Here is a 14,864-nt window from a genome sequence, read left to right on the forward strand (position 1 = left end):
CATGCGCCCATACACTGATGTGGTGGGGTAGCATGTTCTTTGCGAGGAAGAAATGCCGTATGGATGCTACACATCCGTGTGAGGTGGAGGTTTCCTCTCGGTTGGGTTATTTGGATCTTCGCCAGCTATCCGTGCGGCGATGCTTTCTGAAAAGATCTCTCAGGTCCAGCCCTGCAATTCGCGGCGCACGACCTTTTCCAGCACCTTCATGCCGTCCTCGCCGTCGTTGAGGCAGGGGATATGCGCGAACTTCTCTCCACCGTTCTCATGGAAAGAATGGGCAGCCTGCTCGGCGATCTCCTCCAGCGTCTCCAGACAGTCGGAGACGAAGCCCGGATTGATGACGGCGATGCGCTTGACGCCGTCCTTGGCGAGCTTCTCCACCGTCTTGTCGGTATAGGGCTGCAGCCATTCCTCCGGCCCGAAGCGGGACTGAAAGGTGACCATGAAGTTTTCCTCGGTCAATCCGAGCCGCTCGCGCAGCAGCCGGCCGGTCTTCTGGCATTGACAGTAATAGGGATCACCCTGCTTGAAATAGGACATGGGGATGCCGTGGAAGGAGGCGAGCAGCATCTCGGGCTTCCAGTCGAGCGTCGAAAGATGTCTTTCGACGGAACTGGCGAGTGCCTCGATATAGGTCTCGTCGTCGTGATAGTCGGGCACGGTGCGCAGCGCCGGCTGCCAGCGCATAGAGAGCAGCTTCTGGAAGGCCTTGTCGTTGACGGTGGCGGTCGTTGCCGCCGCATATTGCGGATAGAGCGGGAAGAGCACGATACGGTCGCATCCCTCTTGCTTCAGCGCGTCGATGCGCGAAGCGATCGACGGCGTACCATAGCGCATCGCCCAGTCGACTTTGACGCTATCAAGATCCTTCAGGCGCTCGGCCATCAGCTCCGACTGGTTGCGGGTGTAGGTGCGGAGATAACTTTCGTTCTTCTCCTTATTCCAGATCAGCTCATAGGCCTTGCCGACCTTCTGCGGGCGGGTGTTGAGCACGATGCCGAACAGGATCGGGTACCACTTCCAGGGCGACCATTCGATGACGCGGCGATCGGTCAGAAATTCCCTGAGATAGCGGCGCATCGACGTGTAATCGGTGCCATCGGGCGTGCCGAGATTGACCAGCAGGACACCGACCTTGCCTGATTTTACGGCCGGATGGTCCGCCGGGCGGAGTGAAATATCTGCTGTCATTCTGGCCCCAACGCTTTTTTTGTCTCGTCAGCTCATACGCAGCCTGGAGATCGTGGTTCACCCTATAGAAAGAAAAGCCGGCCCGGGAAACCCCGGACCGGCCAGTGGCATCGGGACAAATCGTCTTACTTGGCGGGAACCTCGATCTCCTTGCCAACCGTCAGGTGACGTGGGTTCGGCTTGCCGTTGGCATCCGACAGCTTCCGCCACAACGTGCCGTCGCCATAGAAGGTTACGGCGAGATCCCAGAATGTGTCGCCGGCGGCAATGACGTGGGTGGACGGCGTCGTTGCGGCAGGTGCGGAGGCTGCCGGCGCCGGTGCGGGTTCCGCAGCGGGCGCGGGGGCTGCTGGTGCCGGAGCGGCAGGTGCCGGTGCAGCGGGTGCGGGAGCCGGCTCTGTGGATGGAGCAGGAGCAGCCGGTGCAGCAGGCGCCGGTTCGGAAGCGGAGGGGGCCGGCGCTGCCTGCGCCAGTTCCGCGATGCGGCCATCCGTGTATGGCTTATAGGGCGAATGCGCGGCGACGTATGCCGCAGTCACATCGGCAAGATCCGGGCCGAAATCATAGGCGTTCTGGCCCTCCTTGAAGATCGAATAGCCGTCGCCGCCGGCCCGCATGAAGTTGTTGGTGGCGAGTTTGTAGGTCTTGGCCGAATCGATCGGCGCGAAATTGGCGCCGTCCTTCACCTGAACATCGCTGACACGGCTGCCCGCGGGCTTCGACGGGTCGAAGGAGAATTTCAGGCCGGCGACCTGCGGAAAGCGGCCGGCGCTCTGGTCGATCTGGCTGACGCCGTTTTCGAGCGCCTTGACGACGTCTGCGCCGGTCAATTCAAAAGTGGCGAGCGTGTTCTGGAAAGGCAGGACGGTGATGACCTCGCCCTGGGTGACCTCGCCGCCGTCGATCGACGCGCGCAGGCCGCCGCCGTTCTGGACGGCGATGGTGACGCCCTGGTTCTTCGTACGGTCGAGCATGGCGTCAGCCACCAGATTGCCCATCGAGCATTCCTTGACGCGGCAGACCTTGCGATCGCCCTCGATCGGGCTTTCGGAGGAGCCGATGACCTTGTTGCGCAGTTCCTCGATCGGCTTTGCCAGTTCGGCGATGCGGGTAATGACAGCCGGATCGGGCGTGAAGGTGGAATCGATCAGGATTGGATCGCCCTTGGCATCCTTGACGACGCCGTTGTCGTCGAAATTGACGACGAGATCGCCGAGATACTTGCTGTAGGAAGCGGCCTGGACGACCGGCACCTTGTAGCCGCCGGGATTGTCGACCATCGTCGGATAGGGGCCTTCGGCCTTCGGATCGGTGTTGGAGAGCAGGCTATGGGAGTGGCCGCCGACGACGACATCGACGTCCGGAATCTTGGCGATCAGGGCGAGATCGCGGGGATAACCGACATGGGTCAGCGCGATGATCTTGTTGACGCCCTGGCCCTTCAGATCCTGGACGGCTGACGTAATGGCCTGGACGTCATCTGATATCGTGACGTTCGGACCGGGGGAGGACAGCTCGGGGGTATCATTGGTGACGGCGCCGACGATGCCGATCTTCTGGCCGCCGACATCAAGCACCAGCGAGGGCTTGATGCGGTCGCCGAGCTTAGAGGCAGCCGTCGCCTTGACGTTCGCCGTCACGACAGGGAACTGCACCTTGTCGAGGAAGGTCGCAAGCCCGTCCTCGCTGTCGTCGAATTCATGATTGCCGACGGTCATGGCGTCGAACTTCATCAGGTTGAGGAATTCGGCTTCGGCCGCTCCCTTGTAGGTCGTGTAGAACAGCGAGCCCTGGAAATTGTCGCCGGCGTTCAGGAGGACGACGTTCTTGCCGGATAGCGCCTGACGGCGCTGGTCGATCGCGGTCTTCAGGCGGGCAGCACCCCCGAAGCATTCCTTCTTGCCTTCCTCCTCGGCCGAGCAGGTGGAGTCGAATTTGTTGATCGATTCGATGCGCGAATGGAAATCGTTGATATGAAGAATATTAAGTTCGTAATCCGCAAAGGCGGCGCCCGCGCTCAGCGCCAGCATGGACGCGGTCAAAAGACCGAAGCTGAAAGACTTCGTCATCCCTGTTCTCCTGATTGAGGCGAAAGATTCCCCTGATCCCTCGCCGTTCCCTTTCATTGTGCGCCGGGGCGATTGCCCGGCCTTCGGATTGTTCCATCAGACGATGTGCAACCGCAAGAGAAAGCTGGGCCAGGCAGGGCGCTTTCCAAGGGGACAGGGCAAAAAAGCCGGGCTGCTTATCTCTGGCATTCGCCATCGGCCGCGTTTCGGTAGAGTTCGTGTACGGCCTCGGCAATATTCGGAACTGTCGCCAGCGCGATGACCAAACAGAAAAGGGCAAAGAGGCGATGAAAGCGCCGGCCGGTCCGGTAGACCAGAAATGCGCCCGCACCATAAATCAGGATTGCCGGTACGGCGAAGATCAGCACCTGCAGCGGCCCGTCGCAATCGGGAGCGGCGATGCCCTGGGCACGATAGACATTGGCCGGCAAAATAACGGCAAGTGCCGCAAGCGGCATTGCAAGCAGCAGAACGAGGTAAAAGGCGAAGGCCCGCATGGTGTGCCTAGCCTATCGCCTCATCTTTCAGCCGCGGCGGGAAAGCGTGAACTGTGCGCCGGAATCGGAGGTGCAGTTCAACTGGCTCGGATTGACGAGAGCGCAATTGACCTTGGACTGGGTCTTGCGCACCAGCGAGGTCATGTTGATCTCCACCAGGGTCGGCGAAGTGTTGATATAGGTGCCTGAGGCGAGAAGCTGGTTGCTATCGGTGGTGCGGGTGGTGAAAGTGCCGCCCTGGAAGGTGGAAACGATGCCGTTCGGATCGCTCCAATTGCCTTCGACGCCGGTGGCGACGGGTGCGGTTGCAACCGGCAGGCGACGCGGCTCCGATGAAACACAGGCGGCAAGAGCGGCGGCTGCGCCGACAAGAACGAGACCAGTTCTGATTTTCATAAGGCTTCTCCCGGCGAATCGGCGCGGCGGACACCCGCCAAGTTCGGGCAAAACATGGCGCGCGCCCGGCTTGAAGGCAAGCCTTGGAGGGGCAGCGGCCAGCATTTAGACAGCAGGCGTTACAAAAATGCCCGCCTTGCGGCGGGCATTGTCAAAGCCGAGGAAATGATCTCAGCGAACCAGAATGTTCCGGAACTGCCACGGATCCTTGGTGTCGATATCTTCCGGGAAGAGGCCCGGACGGCCGTCGAGGGGTGTCCAGTCGGTGTAATGACCTTCGACCGGGCCGAGATAGGGCATCTGCACTTCGAGGCAGCGCTTGTAGTCGATCTCGTCGGCTTCGACGATGCCGGCTGTCGGGTTTTCCAGCGCCCAGACCATGCCGGCGAGAACGGCTGATGTGACCTGCAGGCCGGTGGCGTTCTGGTAGGGCGCGATGCGGCGGGTTTCTTCCAGCGACAGCCGCGAGCCGTACCAGTAGGCGTTTTTCTCATGACCGTAGAGCAGGACGCCGAGTTCGTCGATGCCGTCCTCCAGCTCGTCCTCGTCGAGAACGTGATGGACCGGCTGCGGGGTGCCGCCATTGCCGAACATCTCATGCAGCGAGAGCACGGCGTCGTTGGCCGGGTGGTAGGCATAGTGGCAGGTCGGGCGGAAGGTCACTTCGCCGTCCTTGTCGCGCACGGTGAAATAGTCGGCGATCGAGATCGACTCATTGTGGGTGACGAGGAAGCCATATTGCGGGCCGGGCGTCGGGCACCAGGTCCGCACGCGGGTGTTGGCGCCCGGCTGTTCCAGGTAGATCGCCGCCTTGTTGCCCTTCTTGTGCTTCTTGGCATTCTTCGGCATCCACTCTTCATGGGTGCCCCAGCCGAGTTCGGCCGGCTGCATGCCTTCGGAGATGAAGCCTTCGACGGACCAGGTGTTCCAGAAGACGTTGAGCGGCTTCGGATGCTTGGTGCGCTGGGTATCACGCTCGGCGATGTGGACGCCCTTGACGCCGAGTTTCTTCATCAGCTTTGCCCAGCCTTCGCGATCGTGCTGGTCCGGCTCGTCGAATTTCAGGCCGGTGTCGTTGGCGAGGTTGACGAGCGCCTGCTTGACGAACCAGGAGACCATGCCCGGATTGGCGCCGCAGGTGGAGACGGCGGTGGCGCCGCCCGGGTTCTTCGCCTTTTCCTTGCGCACGGTTTCGCGCAGCGCATAGTTGGTGCGGTCGGCATTGCTCATACCCTTGTCGAAATAGAAGCCGAGCCAGGGTTCGACGACGGTGTCGACGTAGAGCACGTCATGCTTGCGGCAGAGCTTGATGAGGTCGAGCGAGGAGGTGTCGACCGAGAGGTTGACGCAGAAACCCTGGCCTTCGCCTTCCGTCAGCAGCGGCTTCAGCAGTTCCTTGTAATTCTCCTTGGTGACATATTCCTTGATGTGGCGAACGCCGTGCTTCTTCAGGATCTCCATGTCAGAGGGATCTTCGCGCGGGTCGATGACGACCATCCGGCTCTTGTCGAATTTGAAATGGCGCTCGATCAGGGGCAGGGTGCCGCGGCCGATGGAGCCAAAGCCGATCATCACGATCGGACCGGTAATTTCGGCATATACCGGATAGTTCTGTTCCGTCATTCTTTTCTCCTGTGGAAGGCGACGAAGGCGTTCAGCCCGAAGAATTATTTGAAATTGCCGCAGAGAGTGCGAGGTGACCGGCTCTAATCACAAAACGACGTCACAATAAAGAGCGTTGACGGGGAAAGGCCAAATATCGGTCGGGCGATGGAGGCCGGCGCGACTATCCACGATCGGTTCGCGTAGATTCAGCGCTTCAGGATTTCCAGCCCTTCGACCACCGTCGTTACGGCAAGCTCGGTGATTTCGTATTCGGCGATGCCGTGGATGGTGAAGGGATCGGCGGCGACATAGGCCTCGATCCCAGCGCGCTCGCCGATCGCCAGGATGACGCCGCCGGTGCGCGGCACCTTGCGGCCGGAGGCGAGGAACCAACCCTTCGCATAACCCTCCTTCACCCAGGCCATATGCGGCTCCATCTGCCCGTCGGCTTCATCGTTGGACTTGAGATAGGTGAGGGAGAGAATGAACATGGTGAGTGCCTCAGAAGGTTTGCGCGGATCAGGCCACGCAGCGAGTTGCCGATATAAAGCGTGCCGGCATCGAGATCGGCAAGCGTGAGGCGGCCGACGCGGGCCCTGCGCTGGCAGATGAGTTCGGTGCGCAGCACGCCGGCGAGCAGGCCGCAGGAGATGGGCGGGGTGCGCAGAATGCCGCTCCCGTCGTCGAGGAAGATCGAGGTGATGGTGCCCTCGCAGACTTCGTCGTGCTCGTTCAACAGGATGACTTCATCGGCCTCATCAGGCCCATATTCGGCGCGGGCTCTCTCGTAGACGGCACGGCGTGTGGTCTTGACCCGCAGCAGCCTGTCGGCGGAATCCAGACGGGTCTCGGCGAGGCGGACGATCCAGGTGGTATCGGGCGCCAGCGGCACGAAAGCGGCGCTCGTCACCTCGATGCGGCCTTGCGCGTCGAAAGTCAGGCGGATGCGCAGCGGACCGGTAGCGCCTGCAACGGCTTGGTCGAGCTTGGCCGCCGCGTCGACCGGTTGCGGGAAGCCGAGGCGACCGGCGGAGCGGGAAAGCCGGGCGAGATGCAACTGCCGCCGGATGAAGCCCTCGCCCGGCTGCCAGCGCAGCGTCTCGATCAACGAAAAATCGATCATCGTGCAATCCAATGATCGCCGACAGCGAAGCGGGCCTTGAGCAGGCATTCCTCATATTCGGCCTCGGCGGTCGAATCGAAGACGATGCCGCCGCCGACATTGAAGACGGCCCTGCCGCCCTCAAAAAGCGTGATGGTGCGGATGGCGACGGAAAAACGCATGGCGCCGGCGGGCGAGATCATGCCGATTGCGCCGCAATAGGCGTCGCGCGGGGCATCCTCGAGCGCATGGAGAATTTCCATTGCCCGCATCTTTGGCGCGCCGGTGATCGAGCCGCAGGGAAAAAGCGCGGAAAAGATGTCGCGGATCGAAAGATCGGGGCGGAGCCTTGCCTGCACATGGCTCACCATCTGGTGGACGGTCGGATAGGTCTCGATGTCGAAAAGCTTCGGGACGTCGAGCGTGCCGACTTCGGTGATGCGGGAGATATCGTTGCGCAGGAGATCGACGATCATGCGGTTTTCCGCCTGCGTCTTGATATCGCGGCGCATGGCCTCGATGATTTCGGCATCCTCGGCGGCGGTGGCGCCGCGTTTCGCCGTACCCTTCATCGGATGGGTCTCGATCCAGCCCTGTTCGTCGGTGCGGAAGAAAAGCTCGGGCGACCGCGAAAGGATGACCGGACCGCCGAGATCAACCAGCGCGCCGTATTTGACCGGCTGGCGTTCGATCAGCGACCAGAAGGCGGCACGGGGATCGCCGTTCCAGCGGGCTTCGACCGGCATGGTGAGGTTCGCCTGATAGGCGTCGCCGAGCCGCAGATGCTGGTGGAGGCGGTCGAAGCGCTCCTTATATATAGCGAAATCCCAGGCAGCTTTCGGAGCAGTGAGGAATTCCTCGTTTTCGAGACGCTGTTTGGGCTGGGCCAGCGGATGCGCATCCGGCTGCGGCGCATCGAAGACGCCGAAGCAAAGCAGCGGTGTTTCGCGGTGTTCCCCAGCGAAGGGGGCGAGTTTCTCCTCAAAGAAGTATCCGGCCTCGTAGGCCATATAGCCGGCAAGCCATTTGCCCTCGGCCTTGGCCTGCTCCATCCGGGTAAGACCCGCAAAGAACTCGGCGCGCGTGCTGGCAACGATGATCTCGGCCGGCTCGGCGAAAAGCATCACCTGTCCGGTCGTGTCGTCGCGGAAGAGAATGTAGGGTTGGTCAGCCACGCGCCGCTTTCAATTTGTTCTGCTCCTCATTGCTCAAAATCCAATGGGAGCGTGAGGCATTTTTCCGCTTCTCCCCACGGGGGAGAAGATGCCCAAAGGGCAGATGAGGGGGCGGAGCGGAGCGACGTCCTGAGCACATGCGAAGGACAGGTTCAGCCGTGTCGCCCCCCATCCGCCTGCCGGCACCTTCTCCCGAGGGGAGACGAGACCCGTTGCTGCCCTTCCGCCTTTGGAGAAGAGATCTCAGCCTCTATCCAACGCTTCCAACTCGTCGATCAGCCCTTCGATCATCGACAGGCCCTGGCTCCAGAACGACGGATCGGTGGCGTCGAGGCCGAAAGGCTTCAGCAATTCCGAGTGATGCTTGGTGCCGCCGGCCCTCAGCAGTTCGAAATACTTCTCCTGGAAGCCTTTCTCGGCCTTCTGGTAGACGGCATAGAGCGAATTCACCAGGCAATCGCCAAAGGCATAGGCGTAGACATAGAAGGGCGAGTGGATGAAGTGGGGGATATAGGCCCAGTAGGTCTCGTAACCCTCCGAAATGTTGATCGCCGGCCCGAGGCTTTCCGACTGGACGGAGAGCCAGAGTTCACCGATGTCGTCGGCTGTCAGTTCGCCTGATTTGCGGGCGGTGTGGAGCTTGCGCTCGAATTCGTAGAAGGCGATCTGGCGCACGACCGTGTTGATCATGTCCTCGACCTTCTGGGCGAGCATCGCCTTGCGCTCGCGCGTGTCGGTGGTCTTTTGCAGAAGCGCGCGGAAGGTCAGCATCTCGCCGAAGACGGACGCGGTTTCGGCAAGCGTCAGCGGCGTCTGGCACATCAGCGCCCCTTGCGCACCGGCGAGAACCTGGTGCACGCCGTGCCCGAGTTCATGGGCAAGCGTCATTACGTCGCGCGGCTTGCCCATATAATTGACGAGCACATAGGGATGGGCCGAGGGAACCGTCGGATGGGCGAAGGCGCCTGGCGCCTTGCCGGGACGGACCGGGGCGTCGATCCATTGTTCGTCGAAGAAGCGCTTGGCGATGGCAGCCATCTCCGGGGCGAAATTGCTGTAGGCCGAAAGCACCGTGTCCTTTGCCTCCGGCCAGGAGATGATGGCGCTGGAGGTTTCCGGCAGCGGCGCGTTGCGATCCCAGAAATTCATCTGCTCCATGCCGAGCCATTTCGCCTTCATCTTGTAATAGCGATGCGAAAGGCGGGGATAGGCTTCACGGACGGCCGCGGCCAGCGCATCGACGACCTCGCGCTCCACCCGGTTTGCCAGGTGGCGACTGTCGGCGATGTCTTCGAAGCCGCGCCAGCGATCGGCGATCTCCTTGTCCTTGGCAAGCGTGTTGGTGATCAGCGTGAAAGTGCGGATATTCGCCTTGAAGGTTTCGGCGAGCGCCATGGCCGCTTTGCGGCGGGCTTCAGGGTCCTTTTCCTGCAGCCTGTTCAGCGCCACTTCGAGCGGTACTTTCTCGCCATCGATGTCGTAGCGAAGCTCCGCCATGGTTTCGTCGAAGAGGCGGTTGAAGGCGGCGGCCGATGTCATCGACTTCTCGAGGAAGAGCTGTTCCAGCCTGTCGTCGAGCTGGTAGGGCTTGTCCTTCCTGAGATCGAGCAGCCAAGGGCGATAGTGTCCGGCGGCGGGATCATTCGCCATGCAGGCGTCGACCACCGCGTCGTCGATGCGGTTCAGCTCCAGCGCGAAAAACAGGAGGTGGCCGGAAAATTCGGTGATCTTGGCCTGCACATCGCCGTAGAGCTTGCCGTTTGCCGGGTTGGTGGTGTCGGAGAAATAGGTGAGGCCGGCAAAGGAGCCGAGGCGGCCGATGATATCGTCAAGCGCCTCATATTCCTTCAGCGCCGCGCCGATGCCCTCGGCACCGGTCTTCGTCGCGGCCTCAGCGAGTTTGCCCTTCCATTTTTCTTCAAAGGCGATTGCCGCCTTGCCGGCCTTTTCCATGTCGGCGACGAAAGCGGTGGAGGTGGCGGAAGGGTAGAGATCCTGCAGCTTCCAGACCGGCAGATCGCCAAGCGCCGGATCGGCGGCCCCAGCTGGCGCTGCTGCCGACAATAGAAGGCTGGCGTGCGGGAGCTTGATTTTCATGGGTGCAATTCCTCTCCACTTTCATAACAGGTCTGATTGTCTAGCGCATCGGCCCGAAAATCGGAATCGATTTTCGGAAAGCACGATGCGCAGGTTCAAAGTGTTACAGCGTCCTTTGCGCGTCTGAAAAGACGCGCAGCGCTGTAAGCGTGAGAAGCCCCCGCATCAAGGGACTTTCGGCGCATGAAAGGCGTCGCTTCGGCACGAAAATGACCCGTTCCAATCGTTAAAATGCAATTGTTTCTCAAAACTGGATGTTCAAGCCTTTCTGTCAGAGTGCGCTTTATGGTTTCGCATGAAGTGAGGCGACAATGACCGGTTACAATGAGCTCAAGGGAGCAGGGCAAATCCTCGTGGTCGAGGACGACCCGGTGCAGCGCCGCCTGCTCAAGAACGCAATCGAGCGTCACGGCCATGTCGTGCACCAGGCGGAGAACGGCCGTATCGGCCTGGAAATGGTCAAACGCGACGGCGGCCTTTTCAACGTCATCGTGCTCGACCTGATGATGCCGGAGATGACCGGCCTCGAATTCCTCGACGCGCTTCACGAGTTCGGCACGCAGATCCCGGTCATCGTGCAGACGGGTCAGGGCGGCATCGAAACGGTGGTGCAGGCGATGCGCGCCGGCGCCTTCGATTTCGTCGTCAAGCCGGTCTCGCCCGAACGCATCGCCACGTCGATCTCGAACGCGATGAAACTCGACCAGCGCGAGGTGAAGGCGCGGGCCGGACGCCGGTCGCGCTCAGGCTCGGTCGGCTTCGACGACATCGTATCGGCAAGCCCGGCGATGATCCGCGTCATCGATCTCGCCCAGCGGGCGGCCCAATCCAACATTCCCGTCGTGCTCGAAGGCGAATCCGGCGTCGGCAAGGAACTGGTGGCGCGCGCCATCCAGTCCGGCGGCGACCGCTCGAACAAGCCCTTCGTCACCGTCAATTGCGGGGCGATCCCGCATAATCTCGTCGAGAGCATTCTCTTCGGTCACGAGAAGGGCGCGTTTACCGGCGCGACCGAACGCCATATCGGCAAATTCATGGAAGCCGACGGCGGCACCATTTTCCTCGACGAGATCGGCGACCTGCCGCTCGAAGTCCAGGTGAAGCTCCTGCGCGCCGTGCAGCAGGGCGAGATCGAGACCGTCGGTGCGCGCACCGCGCATAAGGTCAATGTCCGACTGATCTCGGCGACCAACAAGGATCTGATCGAGGAGGTCAAGAACGGCCATTTCCGCGAGGATCTCTACTATCGCCTCAATGTCTTCCCGATCACCATTCCGGCGCTGCGCAAACGCAAGGAAGATATTCCGAATCTGGTGCGTGTCTTTGCCGATCGCTTCTCCAGCGAACAGAAGAGCGGCCGCCGCATGACGGTGAACTCAGGCGCGCTGGCGCTGCTGACCGCCTATGACTGGCCGGGCAATATCCGCCAGCTCGAAAACGCGATCTTCCGCGCGGTCGTTCTGGCCGAAGGGCCGGAGCTGACCGAGGCGGACTTCCCGCAGATCGCTGCCCAGCTTCCGGAATACGAGGTGGTGGATCACCTGGCGCTGGTTGCCGACAATACCGGCCTCGATCCCGACGATAGCTATGGTGAGGAGTTCCGGGCGTCGATATCGGGGGAGGTGCACCACCACCGCCTGTCCGAAGCCTCGGAAAACGCGATCGCCAGCGTCAATCCCGCCGGAGATGTGCGCAAGCTTGCCGATGTCGAGGAAGAACTCATCCGATTCGCACTCAAATTCTATCGCGGGCAGATGAGTCAAGTGGCACGGAAGCTCGGCATTGGCCGATCCACACTTTATCGCAAGCTCAAGGATTACGGTATCGATCCCGATAATCCCCAGAAAGATGCGGCTTAAGCGCTTTTTGTTAAGACTAAGGCAACCACGATTTGTTACCGGTCATAAACCACTTGTTAGTGGCTCGTTCACTATGTAAAGAAAAGGTTGATCATGTGTGGCATTTTTGCCATCGTGTGACCGCATTTGACAGTCATCTGAGACAGTACGGGACATTGTCTGTCTGACGGGGATCGAGTTGCCGAATCTGAATGGGAATTCTAAGCCTTCGCGCTTGAGCTGGCGTTCGTTGGGCGCCAACATTTGCGGAAAGGCAATAAGGACGGTAGCGGCCGCCCTTCTTGCGCTTGCGGTTTCCTCACCGGTATTCGTTGGTACACCTTCGCAGGCAGCGGGCGACACCCGCAGCCTGAAGCTCTATTTCATTCATACCGGCGAAAAAGCCGTCATCACCTACAAGCGCAACGGCAAGTTCGACCCCAAGGGTCTGGAGCAGCTGAACCGCTTCCTGCGCGACTGGCGCAAGAACCAGCCGACGAAGATGGACCCGCGCCTGTTCGACCTGATCTGGGAAGTCTATCGCCAGAGCGGTTCGAGGGACTATATCAACGTCGTCTGCGGTTTCCGTTCGCCGGGAACCAACGAGATGCTGCGCGGCCGCTCGCGCAATTCCGGGGTCGCCGAAAAGAGCCAGCATATGCTCGGCAAGGCGATGGATTTCTTCATTCCCGACGTCAAGCTGGCGACGCTGCGCGCCATCGGCATGAAGATGCAGGTCGGTGGCGTTGGTTTCTATCCGAAGTCGGGCTCGCCCTTCGTGCACATGGATGTCGGTGGTGTTCGCGCCTGGCCGCGCATGAGCCGCGACGAGCTGGTCCGGCTCTTCCCCAACGGCAATACCATTCATATTCCGGCTGACGGCAAGCCGCTACCGGGCTACCAGCAGGCGATGGCCGACTATAAGCGCCGCGCCAGCGGCACGCAGATAGAGATCGCCAGCGCTTCCGAATCGGCGCCAAAACATAAGACGCTGTTTGCCGCGCTGTTTGGCGGCGGAGCGGACGAGCAGGAAGACGAGTCGGATGATTCGACGCCTGTTGCCGTCGCCAAGGCGACGCCGCCGAAGGCGGAGCCCGCCCCGGCTGAGCCCGCTCCGGTCGAGCCGCAGCAGACCGAAGTCGCCGATCTGAACGCGCCCGTGCCGCAGGTTCGCCCCGCATTCAGCGGTCAGCCGGCCGGCAGCGAAGTGGCGAGCGCGCTCGTCGCACCGCCTTCGGGTAATGCCGCACAGCAGGCTCTTGCGGCGGCCCTTCCGGCCGACCAGGCGCCGCCGCAGCAATTCGCCGATCTCAGCGCCTACAGCATTCCGGTTCCCTCGCTTCTCGGCCCGCGCCGCGCGCCCGGCGACGCCGAGGTCGCGTCCGTCGATCCTAGCGTGCTGACGGGTGCGAACGGATTGCCGGTTCCGACGCCGATCGAACGCCCCTCCGTTGCCGAGAACCTGCTTGCCGCCGCCGATGCCGATCCGGAAGCAGATGCCGACGAAGCCGATCAGGACGCGCTGTCTCCTGCCGTCGCCGATGCGCTCGAGCAGCAGCGGAATGAGGGTGAAAGCGAGATCGCGTCGAAGGGGCCGGTCACGGTGGAGCAGGCGATCAACGCCGCGATGACGCAAAAGCCGGCTGCAAAGCCGCCGCTCGAGCTTGCAGCTTTGGCGCCGATGACCAAGTCGGCAAGCTTCGGCGATGGTTTCGACGAGCCGGCCGCCGAAAGCGCCGTGGCACAGGGCCTTCCCACCAAGGGTGGTCGCCCGACGCAGAAGGAAGCCGCAGCAGCGGATGCCAGCCGCACGACGGTGCGCACCGAGCCGAAGCTGACGGAAAAGATGATTTCGCAGTGGGCGCTTACCAACGCTCGGCTCGAAATGGCTTCCAAGCAGGTCAAGGCGCCGCGTTTCGTCAGCCAGACGATGCGCGCCCAGCCGACCGCCGTCTACGCCGAGGGCTTCAATATCAAGACCGCCTCGGTCGACCCGGCCCGCTTCAGCGGCACGGCTGTGAACTTCATGGAAGTGCGCAAGTTCAACACGAATTGAGCCGGCCAATCACGGAAATATCGAAAAACCGCCGGAGCGATCCGGCGGTTTTTCTTTTGGCTGCTTCGATCGGGCAAGATGGCCGTTTGGCCAAGCGGATTCTACGCAAAAGAAAAGCCGCCGGGCGAAGGCCCGGCGGCTTGGTCGACATCAGTATGCCGGCGGATCAGCCTTCCGGCGGCGCCTCGATCATCCCGAGCGCGTGCAGATAGGTGTCGAGGATTGCTTCCTCTTCCATGCGCTCCTGCTCGTCCTTCTTGCGCAGCGCCACGACCTTCTTCAGGATCTTGGTGTCGAAGCCCATTCCCTTGGCTTCGCCATAGACGTCCTTGATATCGTCGGCGATGGTCTTCTTTTCTTCTTCCAGCCGTTCAATGCGCTCGATGAAAGCGCGAAGCTGATCGCGGGCGACGCCATGAGCATCAGACATCGTGTTCTCCTGATTTTCCGGTGATTAATTTTGGATGCACGTGACTGCCGCGAAGCGGCGTCACGGTCAAGCCTGTTCGGGGCAAGTCGGGCTATTTGTGTGGGTTGTTCAGTTCAAAAGCAGCCTTTTGCACAGGCGAGGCCTCGTTCTGGTGAAGATTCTTCCAGTCCTCATAGGGCATGCCATAGACCATCTCGCGCGATTCGTCCCTGGTAACGGCGACACCTTCGGCCTCGGCGGCTTCGCGATACCAGTTCGACAGGCAGTTGCGGCAGAAGCCGGCCAGATTCATCAGATCGATGTTCTGAACGTCGCTGCGTTCACGAAGATGTGCGACGAGGCGGCGGAAGGCGGCGGCCTCGAATTCGGTCTGCTGTTCCTTGCTGAGCGTGGTCATTTCGCTCT

Annotated in this window: 12 protein-coding genes and 1 pseudogene; 2 read left to right on the plus strand and 11 right to left on the minus strand. The window is 61.3% G+C overall.

What is annotated here, in order from left to right:
* Positions 1–159: 159 nt before the first annotated feature.
* The 9 genes and pseudogenes from hemH to ACMUVN_RS20295 all read right to left on the minus strand — a co-directional run bounded on the left by hemH (position 160) and on the right by ACMUVN_RS20295 (position 10,135).
* On the minus strand, positions 160–1,194 hold the full coding sequence (gene hemH / locus ACMUVN_RS20255) for a ferrochelatase (RefSeq protein WP_028758602.1): 1,035 nt from the start codon (positions 1,192–1,194) through the stop codon (positions 160–162).
* A gap of 125 nt (positions 1,195–1,319) precedes the next feature.
* The gene (locus tag ACMUVN_RS20260) at positions 1,320–3,263 is read right to left on the minus strand and encodes a bifunctional metallophosphatase/5'-nucleotidase (protein WP_097543091.1); all 1,944 of its coding nucleotides are present in this window, start codon (positions 3,261–3,263) and stop codon (positions 1,320–1,322) included.
* 176 nt (positions 3,264–3,439) lie between these two features.
* Complete coding sequence (locus ACMUVN_RS20265; RefSeq protein WP_414815413.1) at positions 3,440–3,760, minus strand: hypothetical protein; 321 nt, start codon at positions 3,758–3,760, stop codon at positions 3,440–3,442.
* A 27-nt stretch (positions 3,761–3,787) separates the two neighbouring features.
* A complete protein-coding gene (omp10, locus tag ACMUVN_RS20270) occupies positions 3,788–4,156 on the minus strand; it encodes an outer membrane lipoprotein Omp10 (protein ID WP_028756665.1) in 369 nt (122 codons plus the stop codon).
* Between the two features lie 171 nt (positions 4,157–4,327).
* A complete protein-coding gene (locus tag ACMUVN_RS20275) occupies positions 4,328–5,779 on the minus strand; it encodes a homospermidine synthase (RefSeq protein ID WP_063475334.1) in 1,452 nt (483 codons plus the stop codon).
* Positions 5,780–5,967: 188 nt separating this feature from the next.
* Positions 5,968–6,252 carry a YciI family protein gene (locus ACMUVN_RS20280; protein WP_047616412.1) on the minus strand — a complete coding sequence of 95 codons (285 nt, stop codon included), beginning with the start codon at positions 6,250–6,252 and terminating at the stop codon, positions 5,968–5,970.
* A gap of 8 nt (positions 6,253–6,260) precedes the next feature.
* A pseudogene (locus tag ACMUVN_RS20285) lies at positions 6,261–6,884 on the minus strand (aminotransferase class IV family protein); the annotation flags it as partial.
* The gene (locus tag ACMUVN_RS20290; RefSeq protein ID WP_210294485.1) at positions 6,881–7,987 is read right to left on the minus strand and encodes an aminodeoxychorismate synthase component I; all 1,107 of its coding nucleotides are present in this window, start codon (positions 7,985–7,987) and stop codon (positions 6,881–6,883) included. The gene ACMUVN_RS20290 and the pseudogene ACMUVN_RS20285, both read right to left, overlap by 4 nt.
* A 294-nt stretch (positions 7,988–8,281) precedes the next feature.
* Positions 8,282–10,135, minus strand: a complete 1,854-nt coding sequence (locus ACMUVN_RS20295; protein ID WP_097543095.1) for a M3 family oligoendopeptidase — start codon at positions 10,133–10,135, stop codon at positions 8,282–8,284.
* A 311-nt stretch (positions 10,136–10,446) separates the two neighbouring features.
* On the opposite strand from ACMUVN_RS20295, the gene ACMUVN_RS20300 reads away from it, so the two are divergent.
* Entirely contained in the window at positions 10,447–11,994 is a 1,548-nt protein-coding gene (locus ACMUVN_RS20300) for a sigma-54-dependent transcriptional regulator (RefSeq protein ID WP_028755997.1), read from the plus strand.
* Positions 11,995–12,172: 178 nt separating this feature from the next.
* The gene (locus ACMUVN_RS20305; RefSeq protein WP_028755996.1) at positions 12,173–14,029 is read left to right on the plus strand and encodes a DUF882 domain-containing protein; all 1,857 of its coding nucleotides are present in this window, start codon (positions 12,173–12,175) and stop codon (positions 14,027–14,029) included.
* A gap of 166 nt (positions 14,030–14,195) precedes the next feature.
* Here ACMUVN_RS20305 and ACMUVN_RS20310 read toward each other — a convergent pair whose 3' ends face one another.
* Together ACMUVN_RS20310 and ACMUVN_RS20315 are read right to left on the minus strand one after the other, a co-directional pair.
* On the minus strand, positions 14,196–14,459 hold the full coding sequence (locus ACMUVN_RS20310) for a DUF2312 domain-containing protein (protein ID WP_008533181.1): 264 nt from the start codon (positions 14,457–14,459) through the stop codon (positions 14,196–14,198).
* A gap of 91 nt (positions 14,460–14,550) precedes the next feature.
* Positions 14,551–14,856, minus strand: a complete 306-nt coding sequence (locus ACMUVN_RS20315; RefSeq protein ID WP_028755995.1) for a DUF1244 domain-containing protein — start codon at positions 14,854–14,856, stop codon at positions 14,551–14,553.
* Between the last annotated feature and the right edge of the window lie 8 nt (positions 14,857–14,864).

The organism is Rhizobium sp. IY2 (assembly GCF_047532935.1).
Taxonomy (GTDB): Bacteria; Pseudomonadota; Alphaproteobacteria; order Rhizobiales; family Rhizobiaceae; genus Rhizobium; species Rhizobium anhuiense.